The following is a 23,283-nucleotide window of genomic DNA, read 5'->3' as shown; positions in this document are numbered from 1 at the left end:
AATTTCAAATTTGTGATTTGTGAAGTCTGGCTACATGCAGTTCATAAATCATAAATTCTTATACGGCAACCTCACCTTTGATGTGAGGATGGGGATCATAACCCGTCAGGTTGAAATCCTCGTACCGGAATCCGAATATGTCTTTTACGTCCGGGTTGATTTCCATCCGGGGAAGAGGCCGTGGGTCACGTGTCAGTTGCAACTTCACCTGTTCAAGATGGTTCGTATAGATATGTGCATCACCAAGCGTATGGACAAAATCTCCGGCTTTCAGCCCGGTTACCTGTGCCATCATCTGTAATAACAGGGCGTACGAGGCGATGTTGAAAGGCACGCCTAAGAAAATATCGGCACTGCGCTGGTACATTTGCAGGCTCAGCCGTCCATCGGCTACATAGAACTGGAAGAAAGCATGGCAGGGAGGCAGATTCATGTTGTCCAGGTCTCCGACATTCCAGGCGCTGACAATGATGCGGCGTGAATCCGGGTTATGCTTGATAGTCTCTACCGCCTCACTGATCTGATCGATGCTTCCGCCTTTATAGTCCGGCCATGAACGCCATTGGAAACCATAGATATGTCCTAAGTTCCCATCCGGATCGGCCCATTCGTTCCAGATTCTTACTCCATGTTCCTGTAGGTATTTTACATTTGTATCGCCCTGAAGGAACCAAAGTAATTCGTATATAATGGATTTCAAATGCAGTTTCTTTGTCGTGAGCAGAGGAAAACCGTCTTCAAGATTGAAGCGCATCTGATGCCCGAATACACTGTATGTACCGGTTCCTGTCCGATCTTCTTTTTTAACTCCTTCGTGGAGGACACGATTGAGTAAATCTAAATATTGTTTCATATTTCTCTATTATGATAGACAAAAGTACGAAAGTGATTTGTATTAAACAACATTATTCTACAGCATCGTTTGTTTTTGATAATAATAGTGTATATTTGCTGCATATCTAACAAACATTAATTTATTAGTATCGAAAATGAAGAGACTATGTATGGCTGTCATGGCAATGTGTGTTTTGTTGTCATGTACGGAGAAAAAAGAGGAAGCCACTCTTTCTGGACTGATGAAATCTAATTTCGTATCAGAAGTACAGGGAAAACCGACTGCATTATACGTGTTGAAGAACCAGAATGGAGCGGAAGCATGTGTGACAAACTGGGGCGGACGCTTGGTGTCGGTTATGGTTCCTGACAAGGATGGCAAAATGACGGATGTTGTCTTGGGATACGATAATATCCAACAGTATGTGGACAATCCAAACAATAACTACGGCGGGTTGATCGGTCGTTACGGGAACCGTATCGCTAATGGTAAATTCTCGCTGGACGGTGTTGAATACCAACTCCCGCAGAATAACAACGGGCATTGCCTGCATGGTGGGCCGAATGGTTACCATACGGTTGTTTGGGATGCCAAACAGGTAGACGGCCAGAGTGTGGAACTGACATATCTCTCCAAAGACGGTGAAGCCGGTTTCCCCGGAAACCTGAACCTGAAGGTTACATATACGTTGACGAATGACAATGCTGTCGATATCAAATACGAAGCTACGACAGACAAGCCGACTGTTGTGAACCTGACGAACCATAGCTATTTCAACCTGTCAGGTGTTCCGGGTTCTCAGATTCTGGATCATTCGATTATGATTGCGGCAGATACCTATGTCCCGGTTGACGAAACATTGATCCCGACCGGTACGCTTGATCCGGTAGAAGGAACTCCGATGGACTTGCGTACGGCAGTTGCAGTTGGCGCACATATCGATGATCCGTTCGATCAGCTGGTAAGAGGTAAAGGTTACGATCATAACTGGGTGTTGAATAATAATTGCGACATCAATGTTCTGGCAGCAAAAGCAGTTTCTGCAAAAAGCGGTATCGGGCTTGAAGTTTATACAAATGAACCGGGTATCCAGTTCTATGCCGGAAATGCCATGTCTAAAGATGGTGATAAAGGGAAGTTAGGCGTGATCTATCCGCATCGTGGTGCTTTGTGTCTGGAAACACAACATTATCCTGATTCTCCCAACCAGCCGAATTTCCCAAGCGTGGTGTTGCGTCCGGGCGAAAAGTATTTCAGCGAATGTATTTATAAATTCACGGTTGAAAAGTAAGATACGTATTATTTTTAGGAAAACCTTCCGGTAATCGGAATGGTTGGAAGGGCGGCTGTAAAAGGCCGCCCTTTTTGTTGTCAAAAATCTTTGATTTATATCTGTTAATGTTTCTTTGTAAACAATATGGTTCGCTGTTTTTCCCTATCTTTGCACTTAACGTAGAATTGTCAAAGCTTTGACTTTTAGGCAGTTTTGTTGATGGATAACGTTAAGCGTTTAAGATATTATCTTTGGAACTGAAAATCGCCAACTTTCAAGTCGGACAAAGATAATAGACAACTGGACGCTCACGCTTGTTATATATACTCGTGTATATAGAATAGAGCGTGGGCTGTTGTTTATTATTTGTCCGATGGGTGTTTGGCGATACCTCAGTTTCAAATAGTAAATTAACAGTTCCCACGCTTTTTAATTATATAGATGCCAAACATTGGGGAGCAGGGCGGCACCATAATTTGCATATGAATTCAGGAGAGTCGGAGAAAATTGCAATCTGTTGCGTATTATTGGATATAGTGGAAGCTATGGGTACAAGTGCCGATATAGAGAGCTGTCGCCATTATCAATCGTTGAGAGGGAAAATGAATATTACCGATTCTGACTTTGAACGGGCACGTTCCGTTTCGGTATTGTCCAGCCTGGTTACTTTGAAGGAAATGCATTACAACAAAAAGATGTTGCTCGCTTTGACTGTGTGTGATCTTTATTCCGGATATACTCCTGTGTCTTTTAATTTAAAGATAACCTTTGAAACATTGATGAATGCAATCGAATGGCCGATCTCGTTTTCCGAGATATTGACGATCAGCAGGACGGAATAAAGGAGACCAGCAGAAAGCACCTTATGTCGACATGTTTGCGGGCGGATACAAAAAAGGCTGATGAACCTGATTCACCAGCCTTTTTTGTATATCCAATATAATAGTTAAAACATTCCTTTTTCTAAATCAGCAGCTTTTACACGGAAGATATATCCGTTGCGTGAGAAAACTAATTCACCGTCTTCTTTCTTTTTCTGGTTTACTAATCGCTGGAAAGCGATATTGGCACCTTTAACTATATTCTCTTCAAATTCTCTAACCTCTTGTTCACTCATGATGCTCAAGTTTTGTATAAATATCCGAATTATATATCTCTTTTTTATCACTCCTGAAGCCTTTGGCGATTACTTCCATCGGCGACATAGAGTTGTCTGCAATCATCCAATAATCACAAATGGGGATATATAGTTCAAAAAGATTGTGAATACCCGCTTCGTAGCGACGGCGGATAGTACTCTCCGGAATGTTATGTCCTCCGGCGGCCACTCTCATTTTAACTCGTTCCACTGCCAAATCCGGTGTGTTCAACCAAAAATATAACAATGTTACATAATATCCTTCCCTTTGTGCTTCCCTGATCAGGTTTGCGCCTGAACGGGTGGCCAGTGTAGTTTCCATTGCGAACGTTTCGCCCGAAGCGATTAGTTCTTTAATGCGTTTATACATAATACGACTTGCTTCAACGGCTACCGCGATACTATCAGAATTAAAAGGGGAAAGCCCCTTGGCAATCTCGTCGGAATTAACAAACTCCTTACACTTCAACATCTCTGGAAGAATTGTGAAGGAAGCTGTTGTCTTTCCTGCTCCGTTGCATCCCGATATTATGTATAGATATGGCACTACTTATCTGTCTTTTATTGGGGGCAAATATAGATAATAGTTTTATATGTTGGTCGATTTTATTCTCAAAAATAGTAAAAATGTGCAGAAAATGTACGGTTTACCCCTTGGTTCGTTGTGAAAACAGGCGGTTTGGTGTAATTTAATGGCTTTGTCAAATGTCTGTAACAGACTTTTATACCCATAAAAGGTCACTCATTATGCCGTCTGAGATGAAAATGCCTTTTTTAGAGAGAGTTAAGGTGTCGTTTTCACGGACAAGCAACCCCTGGCGTAAATAGGTGGCTGCCTGCCGCTCGAGATAGGCTTGCTTCTCTTCTCCGAATTGCTCCCGGATATCAGCTGTCCGGATTCCCCACATAGTGCGTAGTCCGGTGATAATAAATTCGTTGTATTTTGTGTTGATGTCCAAGTCTTCTATTTCTATATCGGGGATGCCGGCCTTGATTCCTTGTAAATAGCGGGGAAGGGAAGAAATGTTCCATTGCCGGCTTTCTCCATTGTAGGAATGGGCGGAAGGTCCGATGCCGATATATTTCTTGCCCGTCCAGTAGGAACTGTTGTGGCGGGAAAAGTAACCGGGACGGGCAAAATTGGAAATCTCGTAATGGAGATATCCGGCTTCGGTCAGCCTGTTGATCAAGGTGGAGAAAAGGGTGACGCTCAGATCTTCTTCTACGGGAGTCACTTTCCCTGCTTCCTTCAACTTATACAAGGTTGTCCCTTCTTCATATATTAGATGGTAGGCGGAGATATGGGGTATTTCCAGGCGGATCGCGTCATCCAGATTTTCTTGCCATTCCTCCAATGTCTGTCCGGGCAATCCGTATATCAGGTCGATGCTGATGTTTTGGATGCCGTTCTCTTTACAAAGCCCGACTGCACGCAAGGCCTGTCCGCGGTCATGGCGCCGGTTCAGGAAACGGAGGTCTTTTTCTTTGAAACTTTGTACGCCCATACTGACCCGGTTGAAAGGCAGGTTACGGAGAGAGGCAACATATTCCGGCGTCATATCGTCGGGATTGGCCTCCAACGTGATTTCTTTGCATGCGCTTGTGCCGAACAGACGGTCTGCTGCCTCGAATATCCGCTTGAAGTCTGCCTGTCGGAGTTGAGAGGGGGTTCCGCCTCCGAAATAAATGGTGTCAAGAGGTTCTCCTCCTATATATTCCCGGCGTAATTCCATCTCCCGGATAACCGCATTGACATACGGCTCTTTAAACTTCATATCCGTGTTGGAAAAGAAGTCGCAATACAGGCACCGTTTGGCGCAAAAAGGAATATGGATATATAGACCTGCCACTCTGCTCTGCTTTTTAGCGGAACAAAGATAGCAACATTTTGTCTCTATCTGTCTTTCTATCCGCCCTTTATCTTTGAACTGTTAAATAACATAGTTCTCAAACACTGGGTCTGAAATTGTTTTTCTCCTTTACAATCTTTATTTTGCGGTCCCGTGAATAAAAAGGGTTTGCGGGGCAATCTTTATTGTTAAACACAAATTAATACCTTGATATCATGAAAGTATACCAAACAAACGAAATCAAGAACATCTCTATCTTGGGAAGTTCGGGCTCTGGGAAAACCACTCTCGCTGAAGCGATGCTTTACGAGGGTGGAGTTATAAAACGTCGCGGAAGTGTGGAATCCGGAAACACTGTGAGCGATTATTTCCCGGTTGAGAAGGAGTATGGTTACTCGGTATTCTCGACCGTTTTCAGTGTAGAATGGCAGGACAGAAAGCTGAATTTCATTGATTGTCCGGGTTCAGACGACTTTATCGGAGGTGCAGTTTCCGCTCTGAATGTGACAGATACGGCACTGATGGTATTGAACGCCCAGTATGGCGTGGAAGTCGGCACAATCAATCAGTTCCGGTATACAGAACAATTCCATAAGCCGGTTATCTTTGTTGTAAACCAACTGGATAACGATAAGGCAGATTATGAAGGGACAATCGCCCAGCTGCGTGAACAATGGGGTGGAAAGATTGTTCCTATCCAGTATCCTGTTTCTACAGGTTCGTCTTTCAATGCGGTTGTCGATGTGTTGAAGATGAAGATGTATCGTTGGAAACCCGAAGGCGGTGTTCCCGAAGTGCTGGAAATTCCGGCGGAAGAAATGGACAAGGCGATGGAACTTCACAAGGCATTGGTCGAATCGGCTGCCGAACACGACGATATGCTGATGGAGAAATTCTTTGAAGAAGGTACGTTGAGCGAAGACGATATGCGTGCCGGTATTCGTGCCGGTCTCGTTATCCGGGGGATGTTCCCGGTATTCTGCGTATGTGCAGGTCGAGACATGTGCGTTCGCCGTACGCTTGAATTCCTTGGTAACGTAGTTCCTTGTACGGACAAGATGCCGCGCCCTGTTACAACCGATGGAGTGGAAGTCACTCCCGATTCGAACGGACCGACCAGCCTGTTCTTCTTCAAGACGACTGTGGAACCGCATATCGGCCAGGTTTCCTATTTTAAAGTGATATCAGGTAAAGTAAAAGAAGGCGACGATTTGCTGAATGCCGACCGTGGTTCGAAGGAACGTGTCGCACAGTTGTTCTCTGTCGCCGGGCAAACCCGTAACCCAGTGACCGAAATGGTTGCCGGAGATATCGGCGCAACCGTTAAGCTGAAAGATGTTCGCCGTGGCAACACTTTGAATGGTAAGGGATGCGATTATCGTTTCGATTTTATCAAATATCCGGATCCGAAATATCGCCGTGCCGTGAAACCGGTTAATGAAGCAGACGCTGAAAAGATGATGGAAATCTTGATGCGTATGCGCGAAGAAGATCCGACATGGGTGATCGAACAGTCCAAAGAATTAAAACAGACGATTGTTTCCGGCCAGGGAGAATTCCATCTTCGCACATTGAAATGGAGAATCGAGAACAATGATAAATTGCCGATCGAGTTCTACGAACCGAAGATCCCGTATCGTGAAACGATCACGAAAGCCGCCCGTGCAGACTACCGTCATAAGAAACAGTCGGGTGGCGCAGGCCAGTTCGGTGAAGTTCATCTGATTGTCGAACCGTATTACGAGGGTATGCCGGCACCTGACACCTATCGTTTTGGCGGACAAGAATACAAAATCAGCGTACGTGATACACAGACTATAGATTTGGATTGGGGAGGAAAGTTGGTATTTATAAACAGTATCGTTGGCGGAGCTATCGATGCCCGTTTCCTTCCGGCTATCCTGAAAGGTATTATGGCTCGTATGGAGCAGGGACCGTTGACAGGTTCGTATGCCCGTGACGTGCGCATCATCGTCTATGACGGAAAGATGCACCCGGTGGACAGTAATGAAATCTCTTTCATGCTGGCAGGCCGTAATGCTTTCAGTACCGCCTTTAAAGAAGCCGGTCCTAAGATCCTGGAACCTGTTTATGATGTAGAAGTGTCGGTTCCGGCTGATTATCTGGGCGACGTGATGAGCGACCTGCAAGGACGTCGTGCCATCATAATGGGTATGAATAGTGAAAAAGGCTACGAAAAGCTGTTGGCTAAAGTGCCTTTGAAAGAGATGTCTTCGTACTCGACATCTTTGAGTTCCATCACGGGTGGACGTGCTTCATTTACCATGAAGTTCTCCAGCTATGAACTGGTTCCGTCGGATGTCCAGGAAAAGCTGTTAAAAGCTTACGAGGCAACTCAGGCAGAAGATTGATTTGGATTTCTATAAATTGGATGAAGGCTGCCCCTGTGAAGGAGTGGCCTTCATTGTTTTTTCATATGGCTGTTGCAATGCTGTAATATGAAGTACGTTTTTTTGTATCGTGTTAATAGAAACAACATGAAACTGAGAATGAGAAAGTATTATCCAACCATTGTCCTGTCGGACATTCACCTGGGTTCTGAACATTCCAGGACACAGCGGATGAAATGCTACCTTCCTGTTTACACTATGCCGAAGTGATATGAAAATATTGTTTATCATACAGGGTGAAGGCCGGGGACATCTGACTCAGGCACTTTCTCTCCGTCAGAAGCTGACGGACGAAGGCCATCAGGTGGTTGGCGTCTTGGTTGGCAAAAGTCCTGCCCGCCGTCTTCCAGATTTCTTTAGCAAGAAGATCGAAGCGCCTGTCTATCCGTTTGAAAGTCCCAACTTCCTGCCTTCCGCCCAAAATAAACAGGTCAACCTGGTCAAAAGCGTAGCTTATAATGTTTTCCGGTTGCACAAATATATGTCGAGTATCCGGTATATCAACCGGATGATAAAGGATACAGGAGCAGATGTGGTCATAAACTTTTATGAGCTGTTGACCGGACTTACTTACCTGTTTTGCCGGCCGAAAGCTGTCATGGTCTGCATTGCGCACCAGTATTTATTCCTGCATCCGGACTTTACTTTTCCGAAAGAAAATCGTCTGTCGCTTGCTTCCTTGAAGTTCTTTACCCGCATTACGGCTATCGGAGCTGCTAAGAAGTTGGCGTTATCTTTCCGTAAGATGCGGGAGATTCCGGCCGACGGGATCGTGGTGGTTCCTCCTCTTTTGCGTAAGGAGGTTTTAGAAATGACACCGACAAAAGGGAATTATCTGCATGGCTATTTATTGAATAGTGGATTCGGTGAAGAGATATGTTCCTGGCATAAGGTACATCCGAGTGTCGAACTGCATATCTTTTGGGATAAAAAAGAGGTGCTTCCTGAAGTGAAAGTTGATTCCCGTCTTTCTTTCCATCAATTGAATGATACACTGTTTGTCCGTTATATGGCAGGAGCGAGGGCGTATGCCACGACTGCCGGGTTCGAGTCTGTTTGTGAAGCGATGTATTTGGGTAAGCCTGTTCTGATGGTTCCGACGCATATCGAACAAGCTTGCAATGCTTTTGATGCCGTTCATGCCGGGGCCGGTGTTATTGCGGATCGGTTCGATCTGGATGCTTTGTTGCAACTGTCGCAAACGCATCAGCCGGATCTTGCTTTTTCTCATTGGGTGAAGCAGGCGGATTGGTTAATCCTGCGTGAGTTCCGCCCTGACTTATTGATGGAGGAAACACCAGCTTCCCTATGGCATCGCTTGTCTACCCGTTGGATATACCGGTTTGGAAAATCGTTATCGATTTGATGGTGGTTTATTGATTCATGATTGGGCAGATTTGAAACATGAAAAAAAATCTATCGGTGAGCAAACAGACAATGCGCAGTCTTGTCTGTTAATTCACCGATAGATCATCATTTAAAGGTTCAAATGTTCTTATATACTATTTCAACGCCTGCTCGATATCTGCAATGATGTCGTCTGCATTTTCGATACCGACAGACAAGCGGATCAGGTCGGGAGCTACGCCTGCTTCGATCAGCTGCTCGTCCGTCAACTGGCGGTGTGTATGGCTGGCTGGGTGGAGGACACAGGTACGGGCGTCTGCTACGTGAGTCACGATGCAGATCATCTTCAGGTTATCCATAAAGCGGATCGCATCTTCACGGGAGCCTTTCAGCCCGAAAGCAATTACGCCGCAAGTCCCGTTCGGCATATATTTTTTGGCCAGTTCGTGATATTTGTTACTCTTTAAGCCGGGGAAGTTCACCCAGGCAACCTGTTCGTTTGCTTCGAGCCATTCGGCAATCCGTTGGGCATTCTTGCAATGTTGAGGCATACGCAGATGCAGAGTTTCAAGTCCTAAATTCAACAGGAAGGCGTTCATCGGAGCCTGGATAGAGCCCAGGTCGCGCATCAACTGTGCCGTAGCCTTTGTTGTATAAGCCATCTTGCCGAAAGCCTTGGTATAGGTCAGGCCATGATACGATTCGTCCGGGGTGGTCAAGCCGGGAAATTTGTCGGCATGCGCATCCCAATCGAAGTTACCGCTGTCTACGACTGCACCGCCTACGCTTGTCGCATGGCCGTCCATATATTTGGTTGTCGAATGAGTTACGATATCGGCTCCCCATTCGAACGGGCGGCAGTTGATCGGTGTCGCAAATGTGTTATCCACGATCAGAGGCACGCCATGACTGTGGGCGATACGGGCGAACTTCTCGATATCGAGTACGCTCATGCCCGGATTGGACAAGGTTTCGCCAAACAAAGCTTTTGTGTTCGGACGGAAAGCGGCCGATATTTCTTCTTCCGGAGCGTCAGGATCGACGAATGTCACTTCGATACCCAACTTTTTCATTGTCACGCCAAACAGGTTGAACGTCCCACCGTAGATCGTGGACGAGCAAACCATATGGTCGCCGGCTTGGCAGATGTTGAATACGGCATAGAAATTGGCAGCCTGCCCGGAGGAAGTCAATATGGCGCCTACGCCACCTTCCAAAGCAGCGATCTTGGCTGCGACAGCATCGTTTGTCGGGTTTTGCAAGCGGGTGTAGAAATATCCGCTTTCTTCGAGGTCGAAGAGTTTGGCCATCTGTTCGCTGGTGTCATACTTGAATGTTGTGCTCTGATAGATAGGCAGGACGCGCGGTTCTCCTTTTTTCGGTTGCCATCCTCCCTGCACACAGAGGGTTTCCGGCTTTAATACGTTGTTCATTATGATATTATTTTTTATGAATAGTCGGTTGTCGTTGCTACGATAATACGAATCGACAAAAATACGGAATAGTTTGCTGTATCACAATATCTTTTTCTGTAAAAAGCGGAACCAAATGAATGCGACGATTCCTTTCAGCATACTGGAGATGCTGATTGCCCACCAGACACCAGTAATACCCCATCCCATTGCCGTCAGCCCGATCGCCATCGGGATGCGCAGGCTGTTGAACGTGATGCTGATGATGGCAGGGGGAACCGTGCGCCCCGTACCGTAGAACAATCCCTGCATCGTTATTTCCAGCATCATGAACAACATCGAGTAGCCATCGATGCGAAGGAAAACGCCTCCTGCCTCGTAAGCTGCCTTTTCGGGTATGATCAGCGAGAATACTTCGCTACCGAAAAACACGAAAAGCAGCGTGCAGAAGACACCGAACAGAGCTGTCATTTTCAGAGTCGTATGATAAGCGCCCAAGACACGCTCTTTTTTCCGTGCGGCAAAGTTTTGCGCCACGAACGTGCTTAGAGCCGTACTGAATCCCTGCGAGGTATTCCAGGCGATCGCTTCGATCTGTCCGCCGGCCGTCATTGTCATCAGTCCGATATGCCCGCCATAGGTGGATGCCGTGCGTGCCATCATCAGGTTGATGACGGCAAACAGGCTGTTCAGCAATGCAACGGGAAGTCCCAACTGAAAGATCCGTCTGCTATAGTGGCTTTTCAGCCGGACAAGGAACGGAAATCCCCCGAACAGCCGGTTTTTCTTTTTCAAGTAATAGATGAAGATGGCCAGTACGGTCGCCTCCGACAGCCAGGTCGCACAGGCCGCTCCGTTCGTTCCCATTCCAAACCCGAATATAAACAACGGATCGAGCGCCATATTCATAATCAATCCGCTACCACTGACATAGAACGGGATTTTGCTCAGTCCTGCCGCATTATAAATTCCGGTACAGGCGGCTGCCAGGAAAATAAGCGGGAACCCGGTTGCCACGATCCGAAGGTAAGACACAGCTGTGGCGGAAATTTCCGGATCGAGTTTGAAGAAACCGATGATCGGATTGGCCAGGACGAACAGCAGGAATCCCCAACAGACGGAGATTATGAGGGCGATCGTCAGGTTATGGGAAGCAAAGGCACGTGCTTCTTCCTCCTCACGTGCCCCGATGCTTTGTGCCACGCTGACTTCCGAACCGACTTTATTCAGGTAGGAGATCGAAGTTGTCATCCACGTCAGGATACCGACTGCCCCGATAGCGGCTACCGCTTCGCTGCCCAAACGCCCTACCCAGGCCATATCGGTGATGCTGTAGGCCATTTGGATAAAAGAGGTTCCCATGATGGGAAGCGCCAGGTTGAACAGTTGCTTTTTTATAGGCCCTTCCGTCAGATTTTTTGTCCCTTGCATATTCGTTTGTTTATTCGGGGACAAAGATACATCAGAAATTGATGTTCACTCCGATCATCGCGCTGAAACTCTGCATCGGATAGCCGTAGTAGAGTTCATATTTCTGGAACAGGACGTTGTTCATTTTCAGATACAGCCCGAAAGTGTCGTTCAGAGTGTAAGTTCCGGTCAGGTTGAGCTCGTTGATGTTTTTCATCTTGTGAGTGATTCCGAAAACTTCAGCCTTGCGACCGGTTGCCAGGTTGTAATCAAGCGAAGCGGAAATCTGTTCGATCGGACGAACGGTGATGCCCGCTGTCAGTTCCATTTCAGGTTTGCCGATCGGATCTATTTCAGCGTTCACTTTACCTCCCACATAGCCATCGCCTAAATTCATCTTCCAGTTGTTGTAAACACCTTTCAAACGCAGGTCGATTATTTGTTGGTAGCTGTAGCGCAAATCCGCACCGACATAAAGCCGCTTGCTGGCAATGTCATCACGCATTTCGATATAGTTGAACTTGTTTTGTTCGTTTGCATTGTAATAATTGTAGGCTATGAAGAAGTAGTCGTTGCTGGTTGCCTGATATCCACCGAAGATGTCAAACCAGAAACCGGAAGCCACACCGCTTTGGATTCCCAACTTGGCATCCAGCCAGTTGAATGAAGGCGTTGTTGCATGAACCGGGTCTGCGTAGCGGTTGAGCTGTGTAATGTCGTACATCGAGTTGTCGCGCAATTCACCGCCGATTTTTGCGTAGAGCATGGTTTTGTCAGCCACTGTAACATCGGCCGCAATATCGGGAGATGCATAGAATTTGGCGTTGTCCCAATATTCCAAACCGGAAACCATCATCGCTTTTGCTCCCAATTTGAAGTTCCAATTGTCTCCTGTAATCTTGTAGTAGGGATTCAAAAGAGCATTGAAATGATTTTCGTATGTGGAGAAAGTATAAGGCGGTTCGTTTGTGCCTGTCTTGTATGGCTCTTCAGCCGGAAGAGAATAGTTGTAATATTTCATATCTCCTGCCAATCCGATCTGTTGGTTGCCATTGAAAGGAGCGAAGAAGTCAAACCCCAGAGCGAACGTGTTTTCCTTTACGCCATCATGGTCTTGGCTTTCTCCATACTTGTGGGAGAAGTTCGTGTAATCCAGCCCGATGTTATAACCAAACGGAGCGTTTTCGGCCGACTGTACGCCGATGCGTCCTTGAATCGTCTGGTCAACCTGGTTGGTCTCACGGTCGGCAAGGTCGATGTATCCGGCTGCCGGCATGTTGGATGCGCTACCGGAGATAGGCAATCCGTAGTAATTATAGGCTGAATAGCCATATTTGAGTCCCATATCCAATGTCGCCCGTCGGAACACATGTTTGAAGTTCAAACCGCCCAGGTTGTCGTTTAGTTTCGCTTTGACTTTCTCGTAACCTTCCGGAACATCCTGGATATATTTCACCTTCCCGTTCGTCGAGCGGTGAGAGAACCAGATGTTCAGTTTGTCCTTGTCCGTGCTCAGGATATGATAGCCCAAGTCGCCGTTAAGGTTCAGATAGGTTCCACCGCCGAAGTTGAAATAACCGCGACGTTTGTTATACTGGATATCCGTCATGATATTGCCTGAAGGCAACAGGCTGATTTCCTTTTCCGGGTCGGCCGGAGCAGTGAAAGTAGCGTAGTCGATCGGCATCTTCTTGACAACCGGCTCTTTGATGACCGGCAGCGTGTTCACCTTGCTGGCATCCTGTACGGTCGGGTCATATTCGCGTTCCAGCGTCATTTCCCGGTTCAAGTCTTTTTCCTTCGTTTTGTCTTCCTGTGCACTGGCGGTAGCGACGCTTCCCAACAGGGCCATCACACACAGTGCTTTGATGTTGTATATTGTCTTCATCACTTCTTCTTAATTCTTAAGTTTACCCAATCTATTTTCTATCATACCGGCGATATCGTCATCACCCTTATAATTGTTCTGCAGGCTGGTGAGGTACTGGCGAGCCTGGAAGTCGTCACCCTGGCGGATATAGACGTCTGCCAGCAGGATGAATCCGCGAGCCAGCCAGTATTGGTGAGGCGTACCGTTCTCGATGAAGTTCATCAGTACCTTTTCGGCATTTTTGTCATCGTTGGTGTCATAATACAGTTGGGCCAACAGATATTTGGCTTCCGCACCGTGTATCGTACGGGTGTCTTTGCTCAATACTTTCAGGTCGGCAAGCGCCTTGTTCGCCTGTTTCTGGTCGATATAGGCTTTAGCACGCACATAACGGGCTTCGGCTTCCAGTTCGGGCGATAGCTTCGGTTCTTTTAGCAACTCGTCTGCCGCCAAAAGTGCGTCTTTCTGCTGTCCGGTCTGTAAAGCGCAGCGCATGATACCTAAGCGGGCGGCCTGTTTGTTCTCCGGGTTTTCGGCTACGATCTGCAAGCGTTTGAAGCTTTCTAAGGCTGCCGGATAATCTTTGCCCAGGTATTCGATTTCAGCCGTGCGGGCAACCGATTCTTCAAGGAACTTGGTGTCGCCGCTGGCAATGACCGATTTGAATCGTTGGATGGCTTCGTCAAATTCTTTCTTGGCGAAAGCGATGCTACCTAAGTAGAAGTTGGCATTCGAACTGAACGCTCCTTCGGGGAATGTCTGCAAGTAATTTACCAGACTGCGGCGAGCACCGTCGTTGTCTCCGCGCATGAAGAGCTTTTCGGCGGCGATGTAGGTCAATGAATCCTGTTCGCCCACTTCCAGGCGGATATTACCGCCTATGGAATTCACGTAATTGGCATAAGCATTGATATCGTTGAGGTCGATATAGACAGATTTCAAATCCTGCAAAGCGGTCTTAGCCTCTTCGCTACCCGGATAATTGCTGATGACCTGCTTGTAGGCGGCGAGCGCCTTTTCCGGCTGGTTGTCATTGTAGTAAAGCAGACCGAGCTGGATGCCGGCCTTACGTGCCAGGCTGCTCTGTGGGAATTCGCGTATCAGCTTTTCGAACGCTTGTGCGGCGGAAGAGCTGTTTTCGAGCAATACATAGGTACGTCCTTTCTCGAACAACGCATCGTCTACATATTGCGACTCCGGATATTCGCTGATCAAGCGGTCCATTGCGCTGATCTTGCCTCTGTAGTCTTTCTGCAAGCCAAGCAGGAATCCCTTTTGGTAGATCGAGTAATCGCCTGCGGAAGGAGACAGCTGGGCTGCGCGGGAATAGTTCTCTTCGGCCAGGCTGAACTGGCGGTTCTGATACTGGCAGTCCCCGATACGGTTGTAAGCGTCTGCCAAAGACGCGGCTTGCTGGTTGCTTTCGAGGTCGACATACTGGCGGAAACGGTTCAAGGCAGCACTGTAATCTCTCAACTTGAAATAGCTGTAACCTAAATTGTAATAAGCCAATGCGTACATATCCGTATTGCGCTGGTGCGTATTGTTCAGATAGGTACGATAGTCCGATATCGCATTTTCATATTCTCCCATGCGGTAGTAGGATTCGCCGCGCCAGAAATAGGCCTCGTTGCGGGCTTCCGTATTATAGGAACCGAGCTGGATTGCCTGGCTGAACAGGCTGACGGCGTCATCCAGTTTGACATTGGCGAAAGCCTGCGTCCCGAGTTGGAAAAGAATACCTTGTTTGGCTTCCAGTATCTTGGTGCTCGGCTGTTTGATCTTGTTGATCGATTTCAGAGCGGCTTCGTAGTTCTTGGTGGTCAGGTAGACTTCGACCAGATAGTCGTTCACCTTGTCCGCATATTGCGAATTCGGGAAATCGTTCAGGAAGTCTTCGAAGATCGTCACCGACTCGCCGAATCCCGTAAAGGCCGTTTCGTGGATCAGCAGTGCGTAGTTATACATGGCGACTTCCTTTATCTGTTTGTCGAAAGAAGAGGTGGCGGCAGCCTCGAAAGCCATACGGGCATTGTTCTTGTCGCCTAACTTCAGGTACGACTGTCCGAGATAGAGATAGGCGTTCTGTGTCAGCTCGTCGTTCTGGCGTACGGTCCGGCTCAGGGCGTTGACCGCACTGCTGTAGTTTCCTTTATTGAAATAACATACACCTAAAATATACAGATCGCTGCGGAGCGGGTTTTCTGTTGATGAAACATATTTGCTCAACATCTGGATCGCTTTTCCCTGGTCGCCTAAGTGATAATATGAATCACCGACGATACGGTACATCTCGCTGTTATTCTTGCTGTCGGGATAGAGGGAGAGAAGTTCTTCGCCTTCTTTCACCACCTTTTCGTATTTGCTCTGGATAAAATAAATCTGAGTAATGTAGTATTGAGACTGTTCGCGGAATTTCGGGCTCTCTTTCAGGCGGGAGAACTCGATCAGGGCTTTGTTGTAATTCCCCGTCGCGTAGTCGATATAGGCGACATAATAGGTCGAAGCCTCCTTGTATTTGTTCCCTATCTGTTCGATCCGTGCGAAGTAGCTGCGTGCCTTTTCCTTCTCGCCGGTCTGCAACAGCGAATAGGCCAGGCGGAAAGAATAAGCCTCCTGTTGTTCGGGGCTCAACATGTCGATATCGGCCTCGTTGAACCAGAAGATGGCTTTTTCATACTCTCCGCGCTCGAAATGAACGGAGCCGATCATGTAGTCGATCTCGTCACTATGGCGGGAAGCCGGATATTCTTCCAGGTAGTCCTTTAGCAATTCGTCTGCATTGGGGCGTCCCTGTTCGTATGCGGCATAGACCAGCATATAGTCTGCCTCTTGGATCAGGTCGGCATCGGTGGAATGCTGCTTATAGGCTTCCAGCTTGTCGATGCAACCGGCATAATTTTTTAAACTAAACAACTCTTTCCCTTCTACAAATAGGCGATCCGCCGCATCAAACTGGTACGACCGTTGCCCATATGCGGCATGACTTCCTACCACTATGCACAGTGGAATAAGTATTCTTTTCATCACTCCTTAGCTTTTATGATACAGATATATCTAAAATATAACGGTATATGTTGGTTCTAAGTCGCAAATATAAATAAACTCGCTCACATACGGATAGATTTTGTGGATAAATGATTAAAATGCACGCACGCTGCGTACCTTATGAGGCCACAACTTAAAGGTACTGTCCGTTATGCTCCTATGAAAGCCTGCATAGTAAGCAAAATCAACCGATCATATAACGTTCTACTGCTTTTTTGATGGATTGTAACCCGAAATCGTCCGGATTCAAACGGTTGGCAAGCCGGATAATGATCTCGGCCGCATCGTCTTCTGCTTTTGCTCCGTCGAAAGAAGGGGTGAGGCATTCGAAAAACATATCGACCGTATGCACCTCGAAGCCGGAATAGAGATAGAGGTTGGGGATGGAAAAGAGATAGCGGCAATCGGTGATGTCGAGGTTTGTTTCCTCTTTCACTTCCCGGTGGGCTGCTTCTTCAGCCGATTCGTGCATGTCGACAAAACCTCCCGGCAGGTCGAGCGTCCCTTTGGCCGGATCTTTGGCACGGCGTACGAGCAATAGTTCTCCTTTGGGATTGCGGATAAAACAGGCAACAGCCGAGGAAGGATTGAAATAGTAGACGAACCCGCAGGTCGTGCATTGCTTGGCTTTCTCGTTGCGTTCCACAAATGTCCGGGCTCCGCATTTCGGGCAATATGTAAATTGATGTAAAGGATGCACTTCGTTCAATTGACAATTGAAAAAGAACAATTGGCAATTAACAATTGACAAATGAAAGAGTCATCCCCTTAAATTGTCAACTGTCAATTGCCAATTGTCAATTTATTTCACTTCCCAGCCCAGTGCGCTTGCTCCTAATACGGCAGCATCGCTTTCTTTCAATTGGGAGAATAATAATTTAGTCTTACCTTCGAACACTTTCAGCATGTTCTTATCCATAGAACGTTTGATCGGGTTCATGATCAGGTCACCTGCTTTGGTCAAGCCGCCGAACAGGATGATTGCTTCAGGACTGGAGAAAGCAACGAAATCAGCGAATGCTTCACCCAGGATGTTACCTGTGAATTCGAAGATTTCCAAAGCCAACTTGTCGTTCTTCATCGCTGCATCATATACGTCCTTTGATGTGATTTCGTCCGGATCCAATTCGCGAAGCAAGCTGTCATCCTTGCGGATATCCAAAAATTCGCGTGCCGTACGGGCAACACCTGTTGCAGACGCATATGCCTCCAAACAGCCCTGGCGACCGCAACCGCAAGGACGTCCGTTGTTACGACGCATGATCACGTGACCCAATTCACCTGCAAATCCGTCGTGTCCGTAAACCAGGTTACCACCGATTACGATACCGCTGCCGACACCGGTTCCCAATGTGATCACGATAAAGTCTTTCATACCGCGGGCTGCGCCATACGTCATTTCTCCGATAGCGGCCGCGTTGGCATCGTTAGTCAATGCGACTGGCACGCCACCCAGCTTTTCGCTGATCAGCTGAGCCAAAGGAATTTTACCTTTCCAGGGAAGGTTCGGTGCAAATTCTATGCAACCGTTGAAGAAGTTACCGTTCGGAGCTCCTACGCCTATACCTTTTATTGTGTCCACGCCACCAGCCTGGTCGATCACTAATTTCAAACCCTTGGCAAGTTCACTGACATAATCGTTGACATCAGTATACTTCCCGGTCTTGATTGAACTACTGTACAAGATTGTTCCTCTTGCATCTACTACGCCAAAAACAGTATTGGTACCACCTATATCGATACCTACTACATAAGGCTTCTCCATGATTTTATATTTTAGATTAATAATGCTTTTTCTGGAAAGCAAATATAAGAGGAATCTGGTAAGGCGCAATGATTTTATTCAAAAAAAACCGAAATAGGCGTGAATATGTTATCTGATATGTTATTTAGCAGGTAAAATTTCAATCCAGTAGTCGTCCGGATCATTAATGAAGTACAAGCCCATCTCGTTATTTTCGAAACAGATATACCCGAGTTCCCGGTGATATTCGCGTATCTCGTCATAATTGCCGGCTACGCGGAAACAGAGATGGCTCTCGTTGTCTCCCAATTCGTATGCTTCTTTCCGGTCGCGAAGCCAGGTCAGTTCCAACAGGAAGCCTGTCTCGTTGTCTGTCAGGTAAACCAGGATGAACGAGCCGTCTGCTGCTTCTTTGCGGTGATGTTCTTTCAAACCAAGCGCTTTTTCGTAAAACGCGATACTTCTGTCCAAATCCAGGACATTGATATTAAAATGATCAAATCTACTCTTTATCTCCATCGTTTCTTTTTTCTTTTAATCTTGAATTCTCATTATAACCGAATTGTCAATTGTCAATTGAAAACTCTTCCCCCGGAACGGAAATCAGCACGTACCGGCAACCGCGCGATTCTGCGTAAGGCCCGAATGCAACAACCTCCGCCGGGCGGTCCCAGAAATGCATCGGTACGAATATATGGGTTTTGATGCGATCGACAAACTGTTGTGCACCGCGCATGAAATCGGTTCCGATACGCGGATCGACCGGAAACATGGCGACATCCAGTTTGTCGGCCACTTTCGCCAGGTCGTCCAATTCTTTCAGATAATTCTTTTCCGCCTCTGCGGCTTCTTCGGGAGTCGATTCGTCTTTCCAGTGCCAGTTGTTCAGGTCGCCGGCATGGAAAAGGCGTTTTCCTTCGGCTTCGATCAGGAAGGATATGCCGGAGTCTGTCGATCCGAATGCCTCGATCCGCAGGTTATGATCCTCGTAGGTTTCTCCTTTCTTGAGGTAGATCGCATCTTCTTTTCCTGCCCGGTTCCTTTTCAGGATATCTTTGCCGAAAAGATATATGATATCTTTTTTGTTTGCTTTCCACCTCAAAACCTCCGGATTGAAATGATCCGGGTGGAAATGAGATGACAATACATATAATGTACCCACGCGACTCAACAGCTCCTCATGCACGAAACCTTTCTCCGGAGATTTCCCAGTGTCTTTGTAATAATCGATCAAAATGGCAAAACCATCTGCCTCGATAGCAAAACCGCTATGATATATATAAGTCAGTCTCATTCCTTTTTCCCCTTGTTCGCCTGTGTCCTGTCAATGCTGATTATGATATTACAACTTTATTTCCAGCTGTTCCATCATCACTCCTGTCTTCCGGCGTGCATCGGCCACATCCGATCCGCGTGCCAGCAGCACGGCCATACGGCGATGTCCGTGAACTTCCGGTTTTCCGAAGAAACGTATTTGGGTGTCCGGCTGTTCCAGTACCTTGTCGAGGTTGCCTAACGAAAGCTGGTTGCTGTCTCCTTCGACCACGACAGCACGTGAAGCGCCTGCCCCGTGGAAGGCAATGTTCGGGATCGGCAAGCCCAATACGGCACGCGCATGCAAGGCGAACTGCGAAAGATCCTGTGTGATCATCGTGACCATTCCCGTGTCGTGCGGACGGGGAGAGACTTCGCTGAAAATGACATCTTCGCCCTTTACAAACAATTCGACTCCGAAAATTCCGCGGCCGCCGAGCGCTTCCGTGATCTTGCCTGCGATCTCACGTGCCTTTTCTTTGGCCACCGGGCTCATCGCTTGTGGCTGCCAGGATTCGCGATAGTCGCCATCGACCTGTACGTGTCCGACCGGTTCCAGGAATGAAGTGCCTCCGATATGGCGGACGGTCAACTGGGTGATTTCGTAATCGAAATCGACAAACCCTTCCACGATCACCTTTCCGGCACCGGCACGCCCGCCTTCCTGCGCATAATGCCAGGAACGGTCGATATCTTCTTCTTTGCGGATGACGCTCTGGCCGTGTCCGCTCGAACTCATGATCGGCTTGACGACACACGGCATCCCGATTGCTTTCACAGCCTCGATGAACTCCTCTTCCGTCTCGGCAAAGCGATAAGGCGAGGTAGGTAAGCCTAATTCTTCGGCAGCCAGACGGCGGATACCTTCGCGGTTCATGGTCAACCAGGTGGCACGGGCAGTCGGGATGACATGGAATCCTTCTTTTTCCAGTTCCATCAACGTCTGTGTCGCGATGGCCTCCACTTCGGGAACGATATAGTCAGGCTTTTCTTTTTCTACAATCTCGCGCAAGGCCTTTCCGTCCAACATCGATACGACATACGAACGGTGAGCGACCTGCATGGCCGGAGCATCCGCATATTTGTCCAAAGCGATCACTTCCACTCCATAACGTTGTAACTCGATTACAAACTCTTTGCCTAATTCGCCGGAACCGCAGAGCAAAACTTTCGTTGCGGTAGCCGACTTCGGTGTTCCTATTGTTACCATATTTATTGAATGTATTATATATCCTCTGTTTGTAGGCACAAAGGTACAGTAATATTGGCAATTGGCAAGTGGTTCTCAATAGGGGATTTTCGAATAGATGGCAGTGTAATCTGTTTTCGGCGTTGTCGGGAATATAATTGACGTTGCCAAGAATATATACGACATTGTTGAAAACATGTACGACATTGTAGAGAATAAAATAGAGGCCAATCTGATGGTGCTTCCATGCAGGGGGTAAACATCGTTTTCTATAGAGAAATAGAAATCTTTATGAAGTTAATTTGGGTTAAATATAAGTACCTTGCGTTACAAGGTATTTGGGTAAAGCCTATATTTGTGGCAATTAAAAACAAATTATTTGCCTATTTGTGTAACGAATCCGCAAAATGTTCGTCTAATAGATAAAAGAAATAACAAAAAATGATGATTCATCTGGAAGGAATTAACAAAACGTATTTCAACGGTGCGCCGCTGCATGTATTGAAAGGCATAGACTTGGATATCGAGAAGGGAGAGATGGTGTCTATTATGGGTGCGTCTGGATCGGGAAAATCCACATTGCTGAATATCTTGGGGATACTGGATACATACGATACGGGCACTTATACCCTGAACGGGCAGTTGATCCGCAATCTGAGCGAAACCCGTGCGGCGGAGCTGCGTAACCGGATGATCGGTTTCATTTTCCAGTCCTTTAATCTGATTTCATTCAAAAATGCAATGGAAAACGTTGCCTTGCCCCTATACTACCAGGGAATAAGTCGCAAGAAACGCAACGCTATGGCGCTGGAATATCTGGATATGGTCGGGCTGAAGGATTGGGCGGAACATATGCCGAACGAAATGTCCGGCGGACAGAAACAGCGTGTCGCCATTGCCCGCGCCCTGATAGCCAAGCCGCAGGTGATCCTGGCGGATGAGCCGACCGGAGCGTTGGACAGCAAGACGACGGTCGAAGTGATGGAGCTGCTCCGGAAAGTAAACCTCGAAGGGTTGACGATGGTGATCGTGACGCACGAACCCTCCGTAGCTGAGGCAACTGACCGTATTATCCGCGTGAAGGACGGTCTGATAGAAACAATAGAAAAAGGATTGGGACATGTTTGATTTTGATAATTTTCGAGAAATATGGAGCACGATTCAAAAGAATAAACTCCGAACCTTCCTGACCGGCTTTTCCGTGGCATGGGGTATCTTCATGCTGATCGTCCTCTTGGGAGCAGGCAACGGAATGAAAAACGGGATCATGTCTAACTTCCGTAATTTCAGCCTGAACCGGGTGGAGACATGGCCGCGCTACACGAGCAAGCCGTATAAGGGAATGCAGATGAACCGCAGGATCGAATATAAGGATGAAGACCTGATCGCCATTCCGCGTGAAAATCCCGAAGTGGATCTGATTACGGCGAGTATAAGCCGGAGCGATACGCTTTCCTACGGAGACGAATATAACGCCTATTCCCTGAACGGCGTACACCCGTCGAAGGCGGTGATCGACAATATCGAAATGACAGTCGGGAACGGTCGTTTTATCAATGATATAGACGTAAAGGAAAAAAGAAAGGTGATTGTCCTGAGCCCTCGTATGAAAGAAGTGCTTTTCAAAGGGGCGGATCCGTTAGGCAAATATGTGAATGCAGGAAGTGTCGCCTACCAGGTAATCGGTGTCTATAAGGCGGAGGACAACGACAACAACGCGCCGGCCTATATCCCTTTCAGCACGGCACAGACCTTGTATAACGCCGGATACGGACTGGATGACATCATCTTTACGGTGAAAGGTATTTCCACACAGGAAGAATTTGACGCATTCGAAAAACGTTTTCGCCAGCAGATGGGAGCGCGACACAAGTTCGATCCCGAAGACCGGCGGGCGATCGGGATGTGGAGCACGCTCGAAAACTTCATGATGCTGAACGGGATGATGAACGGTATCGCCCTCTTTATATGGGTGATCGGCATCGGGACACTGACTGCCGGGATCGTTGGCGTGAGCAACATCATGCTGATAACGGTGCGTGAGCGGACGAGAGAGTTCGGCATCCGGAAAGCGATAGGGGCGACTCCGTTCTCCATTCTGAAACTGATCATTGTCGAATCGATCCTGATCACGGCCGTGTTCGGTTATTTGGGCATGATCTTAGGAATCGGGCTGACGGAGGGAATCAACTCGGTCATGGAGATGATGAATGCCGGAAAGAATGTTTCGCAGGATGACATGAGTATCTTCCTGAACCCGACGGTGAACCTCGGTGTGGCGTTGTCCGTTACGGCCCTGATCATCGGGGCAGGCGTGCTGGCCGGCTATTTCCCTGCCCGCAAGGCGGTCAAGATCACGGCGATTGAAGCCATGCGCAATGAAAGTTAAATCATGGATCGGGAATCATAAATCATGAATTATAAATCATAAATCAAAATAAA

The 23,283-nt window shown here is 47.4% G+C and carries 19 protein-coding genes; 6 read left to right on the top strand and 13 right to left on the bottom strand.

All coding sequences use genetic code 11. The annotated features are described in order from the left end of the window. Nucleotides 1-58: 58 nt before the first annotated feature. A complete protein-coding gene (locus BQ9893_RS11665) occupies nucleotides 59-853 on the bottom strand; it encodes a thymidylate synthase (protein ID WP_075966204.1) in 795 nt (264 codons plus the stop codon). Between the two features lie 136 nt (nucleotides 854-989). On the opposite strand from BQ9893_RS11665, the gene BQ9893_RS11660 reads away from it, so the two are divergent. Both BQ9893_RS11660 and BQ9893_RS11655 read left to right on the top strand, forming a co-directional pair. After that, entirely contained in the window at nucleotides 990-2,126 is a 1,137-nt protein-coding gene (locus BQ9893_RS11660; RefSeq protein ID WP_075966203.1) for an aldose epimerase family protein, read from the top strand. Nucleotides 2,127-2,590: 464 nt separating this feature from the next. Continuing rightward, entirely contained in the window at nucleotides 2,591-2,950 is a 360-nt protein-coding gene (locus BQ9893_RS11655) for a hypothetical protein (RefSeq protein ID WP_075966202.1), read from the top strand. A 104-nt stretch (nucleotides 2,951-3,054) separates the two neighbouring features. Here BQ9893_RS11655 and BQ9893_RS21730 read toward each other — a convergent pair whose 3' ends face one another. The 3 genes from BQ9893_RS21730 to hemW all read right to left on the bottom strand — a co-directional run bounded on the left by BQ9893_RS21730 (nucleotide 3,055) and on the right by hemW (nucleotide 5,096). Continuing rightward, nucleotides 3,055-3,225 carry a hypothetical protein gene (locus tag BQ9893_RS21730; protein ID WP_005637232.1) on the bottom strand — a complete coding sequence of 57 codons (171 nt, stop codon included), beginning with the start codon at nucleotides 3,223-3,225 and terminating at the stop codon, nucleotides 3,055-3,057. Then, nucleotides 3,218-3,793 (bottom strand): ATPase, encoded by a 576-nt coding sequence (locus tag BQ9893_RS11650; RefSeq protein ID WP_008154394.1) that lies wholly within the window; start codon nucleotides 3,791-3,793, stop codon nucleotides 3,218-3,220. Before BQ9893_RS11650 ends, BQ9893_RS21730 begins: the two co-directional genes overlap by 8 nt. Before the next feature lie 175 nt (nucleotides 3,794-3,968). Continuing rightward, nucleotides 3,969-5,096 (bottom strand): radical SAM family heme chaperone HemW, encoded by a 1,128-nt coding sequence (gene hemW, locus BQ9893_RS11640; RefSeq protein WP_075966201.1) that lies wholly within the window; start codon nucleotides 5,094-5,096, stop codon nucleotides 3,969-3,971. Nucleotides 5,097-5,311: 215 nt separating this feature from the next. Here hemW and BQ9893_RS11635 point away from each other — a divergent pair, with 215 nt between their 5' ends. Both BQ9893_RS11635 and BQ9893_RS11630 read left to right on the top strand, forming a co-directional pair. Next, the gene (locus BQ9893_RS11635) at nucleotides 5,312-7,468 is read left to right on the top strand and encodes an elongation factor G (protein WP_075966200.1); all 2,157 of its coding nucleotides are present in this window, start codon (nucleotides 5,312-5,314) and stop codon (nucleotides 7,466-7,468) included. A gap of 250 nt (nucleotides 7,469-7,718) precedes the next feature. Further along, nucleotides 7,719-8,873, top strand: a complete 1,155-nt coding sequence (locus BQ9893_RS11630) for a glycosyltransferase family protein (RefSeq protein ID WP_075966199.1) — start codon at nucleotides 7,719-7,721, stop codon at nucleotides 8,871-8,873. 136 nt (nucleotides 8,874-9,009) lie between these two features. Here BQ9893_RS11630 and BQ9893_RS11625 read toward each other — a convergent pair whose 3' ends face one another. From BQ9893_RS11625 to purT, 9 genes are all read right to left on the bottom strand, one after another. Then, nucleotides 9,010-10,287: an O-acetylhomoserine aminocarboxypropyltransferase/cysteine synthase family protein gene (locus BQ9893_RS11625; RefSeq protein WP_075966198.1), complete on the bottom strand. Its 1,278-nt coding sequence runs from the start codon at nucleotides 10,285-10,287 to the stop codon at nucleotides 9,010-9,012. An 81-nt stretch (nucleotides 10,288-10,368) separates the two neighbouring features. After that, nucleotides 10,369-11,697, bottom strand: coding sequence for an MATE family efflux transporter (locus tag BQ9893_RS11620; protein ID WP_075966197.1), 1,329 nt, complete (start codon nucleotides 11,695-11,697; stop codon nucleotides 10,369-10,371). A gap of 31 nt (nucleotides 11,698-11,728) precedes the next feature. Further along, complete coding sequence (locus BQ9893_RS11615; RefSeq protein WP_075966196.1) at nucleotides 11,729-13,564, bottom strand: TonB-dependent receptor; 1,836 nt, start codon at nucleotides 13,562-13,564, stop codon at nucleotides 11,729-11,731. Nucleotides 13,565-13,573: 9 nt separating this feature from the next. Further along, nucleotides 13,574-16,573 carry a tetratricopeptide repeat protein gene (locus BQ9893_RS11610; protein ID WP_075966195.1) on the bottom strand — a complete coding sequence of 1,000 codons (3,000 nt, stop codon included), beginning with the start codon at nucleotides 16,571-16,573 and terminating at the stop codon, nucleotides 13,574-13,576. Between the two features lie 205 nt (nucleotides 16,574-16,778). After that, nucleotides 16,779-17,294 (bottom strand): NUDIX domain-containing protein, encoded by a 516-nt coding sequence (locus BQ9893_RS11605; protein WP_075967345.1) that lies wholly within the window; start codon nucleotides 17,292-17,294, stop codon nucleotides 16,779-16,781. A gap of 102 nt (nucleotides 17,295-17,396) precedes the next feature. After that, nucleotides 17,397-18,359, bottom strand: coding sequence for an ROK family protein (locus tag BQ9893_RS11600; RefSeq protein WP_075966194.1), 963 nt, complete (start codon nucleotides 18,357-18,359; stop codon nucleotides 17,397-17,399). 120 nt (nucleotides 18,360-18,479) lie between these two features. Beyond that, nucleotides 18,480-18,857 (bottom strand): VOC family protein, encoded by a 378-nt coding sequence (locus BQ9893_RS11595; RefSeq protein ID WP_075966193.1) that lies wholly within the window; start codon nucleotides 18,855-18,857, stop codon nucleotides 18,480-18,482. Between the two features lie 46 nt (nucleotides 18,858-18,903). Continuing rightward, nucleotides 18,904-19,632: an MBL fold metallo-hydrolase gene (locus BQ9893_RS11590; RefSeq protein ID WP_075966192.1), complete on the bottom strand. Its 729-nt coding sequence runs from the start codon at nucleotides 19,630-19,632 to the stop codon at nucleotides 18,904-18,906. 48 nt (nucleotides 19,633-19,680) lie between these two features. Further along, entirely contained in the window at nucleotides 19,681-20,862 is a 1,182-nt protein-coding gene (gene purT, locus BQ9893_RS11585) for a formate-dependent phosphoribosylglycinamide formyltransferase (protein WP_075966191.1), read from the bottom strand. A gap of 423 nt (nucleotides 20,863-21,285) precedes the next feature. Here purT and BQ9893_RS11575 point away from each other — a divergent pair, with 423 nt between their 5' ends. After that, entirely contained in the window at nucleotides 21,286-21,969 is a 684-nt protein-coding gene (locus BQ9893_RS11575) for an ABC transporter ATP-binding protein (RefSeq protein ID WP_005650440.1), read from the top strand. Continuing rightward, complete coding sequence (locus BQ9893_RS11570; RefSeq protein ID WP_075966189.1) at nucleotides 21,962-23,230, top strand: ABC transporter permease; 1,269 nt, start codon at nucleotides 21,962-21,964, stop codon at nucleotides 23,228-23,230. The genes BQ9893_RS11575 and BQ9893_RS11570 overlap by 8 nt, the downstream gene beginning before the upstream one ends. Nucleotides 23,231-23,283: the final 53 nt, after the last annotated feature.

The sequence above is a fragment of the Parabacteroides massiliensis genome (assembly GCF_900155425.1).
Taxonomy (GTDB): domain Bacteria; phylum Bacteroidota; class Bacteroidia; order Bacteroidales; family Tannerellaceae; genus Parabacteroides; species Parabacteroides massiliensis.
This window is presented reverse-complemented; position numbering and strand designations above follow the sequence as displayed.

What these genes read in the sequence shown, in the direction of transcription:
- BQ9893_RS11570 (WP_075966189.1), top strand. Translation starts at nt 21,962, where the DNA reads ATGTTTGATTTTGATAATTTTCGAGAAATATGGAGCACGATTCAAAAG.
- BQ9893_RS11655 (WP_075966202.1), top strand. Translation starts at nt 2,591, where the DNA reads ATGAATTCAGGAGAGTCGGAGAAAATTGCAATCTGTTGCGTATTATTG.
- BQ9893_RS11635 (WP_075966200.1), top strand. Translation starts at nt 5,312, where the DNA reads ATGAAAGTATACCAAACAAACGAAATCAAGAACATCTCTATCTTGGGA.
- BQ9893_RS11630 (WP_075966199.1), top strand. Translation starts at nt 7,719, where the DNA reads ATGAAAATATTGTTTATCATACAGGGTGAAGGCCGGGGACATCTGACT.
- BQ9893_RS11595 (WP_075966193.1), bottom strand. Translation starts at nt 18,857, where the DNA reads ATGGAGATAAAGAGTAGATTTGATCATTTTAATATCAATGTCCTGGAT.
- BQ9893_RS11590 (WP_075966192.1), bottom strand. Translation starts at nt 19,632, where the DNA reads ATGAGACTGACTTATATATATCATAGCGGTTTTGCTATCGAGGCAGAT.
- BQ9893_RS11575 (WP_005650440.1), top strand. Translation starts at nt 21,286, where the DNA reads ATGATTCATCTGGAAGGAATTAACAAAACGTATTTCAACGGTGCGCCG.
- BQ9893_RS11610 (WP_075966195.1), bottom strand. Translation starts at nt 16,573, where the DNA reads ATGAAAAGAATACTTATTCCACTGTGCATAGTGGTAGGAAGTCATGCC.
- BQ9893_RS11660 (WP_075966203.1), top strand. Translation starts at nt 990, where the DNA reads ATGAAGAGACTATGTATGGCTGTCATGGCAATGTGTGTTTTGTTGTCA.
- purT (WP_075966191.1), bottom strand. Translation starts at nt 20,862, where the DNA reads ATGGTAACAATAGGAACACCGAAGTCGGCTACCGCAACGAAAGTTTTG.
- BQ9893_RS21730 (WP_005637232.1), bottom strand. Translation starts at nt 3,225, where the DNA reads ATGAGTGAACAAGAGGTTAGAGAATTTGAAGAGAATATAGTTAAAGGT.
- BQ9893_RS11615 (WP_075966196.1), bottom strand. Translation starts at nt 13,564, where the DNA reads ATGAAGACAATATACAACATCAAAGCACTGTGTGTGATGGCCCTGTTG.
- BQ9893_RS11600 (WP_075966194.1), bottom strand. Translation starts at nt 18,359, where the DNA reads ATGGAGAAGCCTTATGTAGTAGGTATCGATATAGGTGGTACCAATACT.
- BQ9893_RS11665 (WP_075966204.1), bottom strand. Translation starts at nt 853, where the DNA reads ATGAAACAATATTTAGATTTACTCAATCGTGTCCTCCACGAAGGAGTT.
- BQ9893_RS11620 (WP_075966197.1), bottom strand. Translation starts at nt 11,697, where the DNA reads ATGCAAGGGACAAAAAATCTGACGGAAGGGCCTATAAAAAAGCAACTG.
- BQ9893_RS11625 (WP_075966198.1), bottom strand. Translation starts at nt 10,287, where the DNA reads ATGAACAACGTATTAAAGCCGGAAACCCTCTGTGTGCAGGGAGGATGG.